Raw genomic sequence first — 7746 nt, 5'->3', positions numbered from 1 at the left:
GGAGATATGCTTAATGGGAAGAAGAGGCAGTAGTTGTTCTATATAGCTTTTTAGGCGCTTCGTTATACGAGCATAAGGCTCCAACCAAGATAGAGACTCTGTTTTTATGCCGCAGTCACGACACTTAATCCTTCGAGTTTGAACGGAAAGTTCGACAGGAACACCGAGCAACATGGCCTCTTTCACATGACGCCATTGATACTCATGGATAGCCTCGGCTTCAAGACCGCAAAAGCATTTAGCCTCAGAGTTCGGTTTAAGAGTTAGTGTAATAAGTGATGCTGTCTGGTGAGACTTTACTATTTTAAAGCCTTCCCAGAATGACGATAGGAAAGTATGATTCGGCATGAAAACGGTAGTTTGTGTATGATTTTTGTTTGGCGACTAAACCATATCACTTACTACCGTTTTTGTTTTTAGTTCCCGCTAATCCGCGATGAACCTTTTTATTTAATTGATAAATAAGGGTTTTGTTGTTTTTGTGACTTGGTACAGAAGCTGCAATGTTAGAAAGTAGGAAAGATAGGTCATGAACTCATTAGGGAGACCATTATGTTTGAATTAATCTTTGTTCTTATTTTCGTAGCAACCCTGCTTGTCACTGGTATTACGTTTATGACGGTATTGGCCGCAACTGGCGTAGCACTGTTAGTCATGCTGGTCTTGGGTATGATGAGTGTTGTTTTTAAGCTGTTGCCTTGGTTGATTGTGATTGCAATCGGTGTGTGGTTTTTCAAAAACTATGTACACAGTTCTAACCAAAGACGTTACTAACGTCATGGTGCCGTCAAATCTTTATTCACCAGCGGTTTATCGTTCTAGTCTTTAGGATGTGTGATAGAATTTTCCCCAATAATCTATGAATGTGCATACACTTAGCACAACGATATGGAATTGGAGCTATCTCAAATGAATAAAATGCCATTAATTGCTTTAGTGGGAATGCTATCTTTAAGTTCGGCAGTGGCTGCTGAAGAAGAGTTTTCTTACACGGCTAAAGTCGGTGCCGATATGTGGTGGGGAAGTACCAAGCTAAACGAAGTGAGACAAGACGAAGATTCTAACTCTCCTTCTGTGTATTTCGCATTTGAGCATAATGCCCCAATGCTGCCAAATGCTAGCTTCCGTTATACGTCTATTGATACGGATGCGTTGGCTTTTGATAAGTACGACTACACGTTTTACTACACTCTGTTAGAACACAAGCTGATGAACTTTGATGCGGGTGTGACGTTTACTCAATACTCGAATTCGAACTACATTGAGCCTCAAACGAGTACTCAAGCAAGCTTTGATGAGTTTACGTGGAGTTTCTACGGCAACGCAGAGATCAACGTTCCTGATACCAACTTCGATATCATTGGTACGATGGAGTTCGGTGATAGCAGCGGCATTAAGAGCACGGACTTAATGGCAGGTGTTCAGTACCGAATTCCTGTGTCAGAATCTGAAATTGCTCTGCGTGGTGGCTACCGTGTTATCGACCTAGACTCAGATGAGTTCTTTAAATCTGATCTAGGTAAAAACTTTGTCATGGTAGATGGCTGGTTTGCTGGTGCGGAAGTACGCTTCTAAGCGATTAAAGCTTATTTTGAAAAGCATTTAGAACAAATTTTAAGAGCGCCACTTTATTAAGTGGCGTTTTTTATATCTATTGATTATATCTTTCTGGAATTAGTTAGCACATTCATCACTTTCGACCATCCTTATACAGAGAGCTGATTAGCGTCTATTCTTATAGGGTCTATGTTGTGAGGTCAAAGCAAGGGATGGAATATGACACTCAATGAATTACGAAATTTATATCGAGAAAACCTGCTAGTGGAAGCAGTTATAGAGCCCTCAATACAAGAAGGGTCTTGGGTTGTAGAGTTTCGCCATATGGGAGGCGGCTTTGTTCTGCTCACCGATGTTCATGGTGAGGAGTGCCATTATGCGGATCTAGACTTAGCATCTAAGTCGGCAATGGCGGTTGGCTTTCAGCAAGTACGGATCGAAAACCAGTAAGTCAAATTGCGTTTCAATCGGTTTTTACTTCCAAAAAGTTATAAAACATACTTTTCTATTCTTTCTTGTTATTAAAAGGAGTGGTTAATCTATCGTCACGCAATGATTAGGGATGTCGTGACCATGTCTTTAAATAAGAAAGAGTCTTCACAAAATAATAATGCACAGTCTGGGGCTAATGAGTTACCTGGGCTAGCAGCGCCACTTAATGACCAACAATTAGGTCATCTTCAGCAAACTGTTTCTGAACTATCTTCTCAGCAACTGGCATGGGTCAGTGGCTACCTTTGGGGTGTGAGCCAAGCTCAGCCTGTAGGTGCTGCTGCACCAATCGCTCAAGCAGCCGCTGCTGTAGCCGCTAAACCAGCGGGTAAACTAAGTATTATCTTTGCTTCTCAAACGGGTAACGCGAAAGGTGTTGCTGAGTCGCTTGAAGCAGAAGCCAAAGCCTTAGGGATTGCCGTCGAGCTCTTCGATGCCAGTGACTACAAAGGTAAGAATCTAGCGAAAGAGACACACGTCATTTTTGTAGCATCAACCAATGGTGAAGGTGAAGCACCTGATAACGCTATTGAGCTGCACGAATTCCTACAATCGAAGAAAGCGCCAAAATTAGCAAACCTACAATATGGTGTGATTGGTTTAGGTGACTCAAGCTACGAGTTCTTCTGCCAAACCGCCAAAGACTTCGATAACTTTCTTTCTAAGCTTGGTGCTAAATCGTTTGTCGATCGTCTTGATTGCGATGTTGATTACGAAGCATCGGCAACAGAGTGGCGTGCGAAAGCGCTGTCACAAGTTCAAGAAGCATTGTCGACGGGCGCTGAAGCGGAAGTAGTTCAACTACCAGTAGGCCAAGCGGCTGCTGGACATTCGCAATACACCAAACAAAACCCATACACAGCGACATTGCTAACAAGTCAGAAGATCACTGGTCGTGACTCGGGTAAAGATGTTCGTCATATCGAGATTGATCTTGATGAGTCTGGTATCACTTACCAACCGGGTGACGCGTTGGGTGTGTGGTATGAAAACAGTTCAGAGTTGGCGAATCAGATTCTCGCGAAGGTTGGTCTATCTGGTATTGAGAGTGTCGATGTAGACGGTGAAAGCTTATCTATCCATAGCGCTCTAGTGAGCAAGTTCGAGATCACCACGTCAAACCCTCAGCTTGTAACTAAGTTTGCAGAGTTATCTGGCAGCAAGAAGTTAATCAAGCTGGTGGAAGATAAAGACAAGCTTCGTGAATACGCAGGCAATACTCAGATCGTTGACGTATTAGCAGAGAAGAGAACCAAATTATCGGCTGATGAGTTGTTGGGCTTATTACGTAAGCTGACTCCACGTCTCTACTCTATTGCATCGAGCCAAGCAGAAGTGGATGAAGAAGTTCATTTAACGGTTGGCTTAGTTGAATACCAAAAAGGTGAAGAGTCTCGCTTAGGTGGAGCATCAAGCTTCTTGGCTCAGCGCCTTGAAGAAGGTGGCGAAGTTAAGGTGTTTGTAGAGAACAATAATAACTTCAAGCTACCACAAGACGACAACACGCCAATCATCATGGTCGGCCCAGGCACAGGTATCGCACCTTTCCGCAGTTTTGTTCAAGAGCGTGAAAACAATGATGCTCAAGGTAAGAGCTGGTTATTCTTCGGCGACCGTACCTTTACTCAAGATTTCTTATACCAAGTTGAATGGCAGAAATACCTCAAATCTGGTGCGCTAACCAAGTTGGATGTTGCTTTTAGCCGTGACCAAAAAGAAAAAGTTTATGTTCAAGACCGTTTAATCGAACAAGCAGAGCAGGTTTGGCAATGGCTGCAAGAGGGCGCGTACCTTTATGTTTGTGGTGATGCGACTCGAATGGCGAAAGATGTTCATGAAGCATTAGTTACTATTGTGGAAAAACATGGCAACCAAAGCCGTGAGCAAGCTGAACAATATATTAATGATTTACGTAAAGCGAAACGTTACCAAAGGGATGTGTACTAATGAGCAAGCAAGTAATAGAGCAAGAAGTGCTAGGCCAAGTACTTGGACCTTTGGCTGACAATGAGCGTTTAAAGCGTGAAAGTAAGAATCTACGCGGTACGATTGAACAAGATCTTCAAGACCGTATCACTGGTGGTTTTACCGCAGACAACTTTCAGCTGATCCGCTTCCACGGTATGTATCAACAAGATGACCGTGACATTCGCAACGAGCGTGCAAAACAGAAGTTAGAGCCTTTGCATAATGTCATGCTTCGTGCGCGTATGCCTGGTGGGATCATCACTCCGAAGCAGTGGCTGGCGATTGATAAATTCGCAGATGAAAGTACCTCTTATGGGTCTATTCGTCTAACAACACGTCAAACCTTCCAGTTCCATGGTGTGTTGAAGCCGAACATTAAATTGATGCACCAAACGTTAAACAGTATTGGCATTGATTCAATCGCGACTGCAGGTGATGTAAACCGAAATGTTTTATGTACGACAAACCCGGTTGAGTCCGAGCTTCATCAAGAAGCGTATGAGTGGGCGAAAAAGATCAGTGAGCATCTATTACCTAAGACTCGTGCTTACGCAGAGATCTGGCTAGATGGTGAAAAACTAGAAACAACGGATGAAGAACCTATCCTAGGTAGTAATTACCTACCGCGTAAGTTTAAAACGACGGTTGTGATTCCTCCACAGAATGACGTAGACGTTCATGCCAATGACCTTAACTTTGTTGCGATTGCCAAAGACGGAAAACTGGTGGGCTTTAACGTATTAGTGGGGGGCGGATTAGCAATGACGCACGGCGATACTTCTACTTATGCACGTAAAGCTGACGACTTTGGTTTTGTACCATTAGAGAAGACATTAGATGTAGCTGCTGCAGTGGTGACTACACAACGTGATTGGGGTAACCGTTCAAACCGTAAGAACGCAAAAACCAAATACACACTAGACCGTGTTGGCATTGATGTGTTCAAAGCGGAAGTTGAAAAGCGTGCCGGTGTCGAGTTCACTGAAAGTCGTCCTTATGAGTTTACTGGCCGTGGTGACCGTATCGGTTGGGCGGAAGGTATTGACGGCAAACACCACTTAGCACTGTTTATTGAAAACGGTCGATTGCTTGATTTTCCAGGTAAAGCATTGAAAACCGGTGTTGCTGAAATTGCGAAGATCCACAAAGGTGATTTCCGCATGACGGCAAACCAAAACTTAATTGTTGCCGGTGTCCCTAAAAGCCAAAAGGCCAAGATTGAGAAACTGGCACGTCAATATGGTTTGATGGATGACGCGGTAAGTGAACAGCGAAAAAATTCAATGGCGTGTGTGGCATTCCCAACATGTCCTCTAGCAATGGCAGAAGCCGAACGTTTTCTTCCAGAGTTTGTTACCGATGTTGAAGGTATTCTCAAGAAACATGGATTACCAGAAGAAGATAACATCATCCTTCGTGTAACTGGTTGTCCAAACGGTTGTGGTCGTGCGATGTTGGCTGAACTTGGTTTAGTGGGTAAAGCCCCAGGTCGCTACAATATGCACTTAGGTGGGAACAAAGCCGGTACTCGTATTCCTAAGATGTATAAAGAGAACATCACATCAGCTCAGATCTTAGAAGAGATTGATTCGCTGGTAGGACGCTGGGCTACAGAACGACAAGACAATGAAGGCTTTGGTGATTTCACCATCCGAGCCGGCATCATCGAAGAGGTGATCATTTCAAAGAGGGATCTGCATGCATAATTCTGTCGCTTCAAAACTGAAGTTAGCAGAACTACTCGCATTGACTAAGACGGAGCAAATACTTCGTCTTGGACAAATTAATGCTGAGTTAGAACAGCTAACAGCATTAGAAAGAGTTAAATGGGCATTAGAAAACTTGGAAGGAACACATGTGGTCTCTTCAAGTTTCGGCATTCAAGCCGCGTTAATGCTTCACTTAGTCACACAAGCAAAACCGGATATTCCCGTAATCTTGACGGATACCGGCTATCTATTCCCTGAAACGTATCGCTTTATCGATGAGTTAAGTCAGAAGCTGACTTTAAACCTTCAAGTCTTTCGCGCACAACAAAGCCCTAATTGGCAAGAGGCGCAATATGGCAAACTTTGGGACCAAGGTATAGAAGGGATAGAGAAGTACAATAAGCTTAATAAAGTAGAACCGATGAGACGGGCGCTGGATGAGCTTGAGGCTGGAACATGGTTTTCTGGTTTAAGAAGGGAGCAATCTCAATCGCGTGCAAACTTGCCAATTTTATCTATTCAAAATGGTGTGTTTAAATTCTTGCCGGTAATCGATTGGACGAATAAAGATGTTCACTACTACCTAGAAGAACATGGCCTAAGTTATCACCCGCTTCGAGAGCAGGGTTACCTTTCTGTTGGAGATACACATACGACTAAGAAATGGGAACCGGGTATGACGGAAGAAGAAACCCGTTTTAATGGGTTAAAACGAGAATGTGGGCTTCATGAGGATGATGGAGAGCAATATGGCTCTGGGATTTAGATTCCTTTCTATTTAAAAGGCTGCCATAAGGCAGCTTTCTTTGTTTCTAGGGGATAAAATTAAAGCAATTGTGGATAAGTCTGTGTTTATTTTGTAGGTACTTTGTAGTTAAAGTTGCATAAATAAGGCTTTGGGTGTTTATTCGGCATGTAGTCGTTATTTTTGCGTTTTTCTTTAATAAACACTTGCCAATGTGATGAACATCTCTATAATGCCGCCTCACTGACACGGCAGACGCCACAAGGCTTCAGCGATGAATGTTAGTGAGGCAACTAGCTTTAAGCGATTATTCGCTTCTACTTTTAGAAAGTAGAAATTAATTTTCAAAAGTGTTTGACACTGAGAATTAAATCGCTAGAATTGCCGCCTCTTCCTAAGTGATGCAAGTCACAACGAAGAGAAGCTCTTTAACAATTTAAACCTATCAATCTGTGTGGGCACTCGTTGATGAATATCAAAACGTTATTACTTAGGTAATGACAGTTACTTCGGTAACAAATTGATTTCAATGAACTGAGTGACCAATACGAATAATTACTTTCTATATAGAGAGGGGGTTATTTGGCACAGTCAATTCATTATCTTTCTGTTGGAAAGATAATAGCTTTAGAATTACATGTTCATTTTCGAATGAATATTAGTTTTGAAGTCAGTATTCGTTGAGTCGACAAAATCTTAAATTGAAGAGTTTGATCATGGCTCAGATTGAACGCTGGCGGCAGGCCTAACACATGCCAAGTCGAGCGGAAANTGATTCAATGAACTGAGTGACCAATACGAATAATTACTTTCTATATAGAGAGGGGGTTATTTGGCACAGTCAATTCATTATCTTTCTGTTGGAAAGATAATAGCTTTAGAATTACATGTTCATTTTCGAATGAATATTAGTTTTGAAGTCAGTATTCGTTGAGTCGACAAAATCTTAAATTGAAGAGTTTGATCATGGCTCAGATTGAACGCTGGCGGCAGGCCTAACACATGCAAGTCGAGCGGAAACGACRCTAACAATCCTTCGGGTGCGTTAATGGGCGTCGAGCGGCGGACGGGTGAGTAATGCCTAGGAAATTGCCTTGATGTGGGGGATAACCATTGGAAACGATGGCTAATACCGCATAATGCCTACGGGCCAAAGAGGGGGATCTTCGGACCTCTCGCGTCAAGATATGCCTAGGTGGGATTAGCTAGTTGGTGAGGTAATGGCTCACCAAGGCGACGATCCCTAGCTGGTCTGAGAGGATGATCAGCCACACC

The 7746-nt window shown here is 42.9% G+C and carries 6 protein-coding genes, 1 rRNA gene and 1 pseudogene; 7 read left to right on the top strand and 1 reads right to left on the bottom strand.

The features are described from left to right. Positions 1 to 348: pseudogene (locus L1D22_RS21770) on the bottom strand (ISL3 family transposase); the annotation flags it as partial. Positions 349 to 552: 204 nt separating this feature from the next. Here L1D22_RS21770 and pspG point away from each other — a divergent pair. From pspG to L1D22_RS21735, 7 genes are all read left to right on the top strand, one after another. Then, positions 553 to 774, top strand: coding sequence for an envelope stress response protein PspG (gene pspG, locus L1D22_RS21765; protein ID WP_017632687.1), 222 nt, complete (start codon positions 553 to 555; stop codon positions 772 to 774). Between the two features lie 135 nt (positions 775 to 909). Next, positions 910 to 1575 (top strand): TIGR04219 family outer membrane beta-barrel protein, encoded by a 666-nt coding sequence (locus L1D22_RS21760; RefSeq protein ID WP_239831217.1) that lies wholly within the window; start codon positions 910 to 912, stop codon positions 1573 to 1575. A gap of 201 nt (positions 1576 to 1776) precedes the next feature. Next, complete coding sequence (locus tag L1D22_RS21755) at positions 1777 to 2007, top strand: hypothetical protein (RefSeq protein WP_017632684.1); 231 nt, start codon at positions 1777 to 1779, stop codon at positions 2005 to 2007. Between the two features lie 123 nt (positions 2008 to 2130). Beyond that, positions 2131 to 3996: an assimilatory sulfite reductase (NADPH) flavoprotein subunit gene (locus L1D22_RS21750; protein WP_239831216.1), complete on the top strand. Its 1866-nt coding sequence runs from the start codon at positions 2131 to 2133 to the stop codon at positions 3994 to 3996. Further along, positions 3996 to 5723, top strand: coding sequence for an assimilatory sulfite reductase (NADPH) hemoprotein subunit (cysI, locus tag L1D22_RS21745; RefSeq protein ID WP_239831215.1), 1728 nt, complete (start codon positions 3996 to 3998; stop codon positions 5721 to 5723). The genes L1D22_RS21750 and cysI overlap by 1 nt, the downstream gene beginning before the upstream one ends. After that, positions 5716 to 6492, top strand: a complete 777-nt coding sequence (locus L1D22_RS21740) for a phosphoadenylyl-sulfate reductase (RefSeq protein ID WP_239831214.1) — start codon at positions 5716 to 5718, stop codon at positions 6490 to 6492. The genes cysI and L1D22_RS21740 overlap by 8 nt, the downstream gene beginning before the upstream one ends. 927 nt (positions 6493 to 7419) lie before the next feature. Further along, positions 7420 to 7746, top strand: a 16S ribosomal RNA gene (locus L1D22_RS21735); the annotation flags it as partial.

Origin of the sequence: Vibrio sp. Isolate34, assembly GCF_022397915.1 — a bacterium.
Taxonomy (GTDB): Bacteria; Pseudomonadota; Gammaproteobacteria; order Enterobacterales; family Vibrionaceae; genus Vibrio.
Note: the sequence above shows the minus strand (reverse complement) of the source record. Positions and strands in the feature narration are given on the sequence as shown.

Coding starts and splice junctions, on each gene's coding strand:
- L1D22_RS21760 (WP_239831217.1), top strand. CDS start 910: ATGAATAAAATGCCATTAATTGCTTTAGTGGGAATGCTATCTTTAAGT.
- cysI (WP_239831215.1), top strand. CDS start 3,996: ATGAGCAAGCAAGTAATAGAGCAAGAAGTGCTAGGCCAAGTACTTGGA.
- L1D22_RS21740 (WP_239831214.1), top strand. CDS start 5,716: ATGCATAATTCTGTCGCTTCAAAACTGAAGTTAGCAGAACTACTCGCA.
- L1D22_RS21750 (WP_239831216.1), top strand. CDS start 2,131: ATGTCTTTAAATAAGAAAGAGTCTTCACAAAATAATAATGCACAGTCT.
- pspG (WP_017632687.1), top strand. CDS start 553: ATGTTTGAATTAATCTTTGTTCTTATTTTCGTAGCAACCCTGCTTGTC.
- L1D22_RS21755 (WP_017632684.1), top strand. CDS start 1,777: ATGACACTCAATGAATTACGAAATTTATATCGAGAAAACCTGCTAGTG.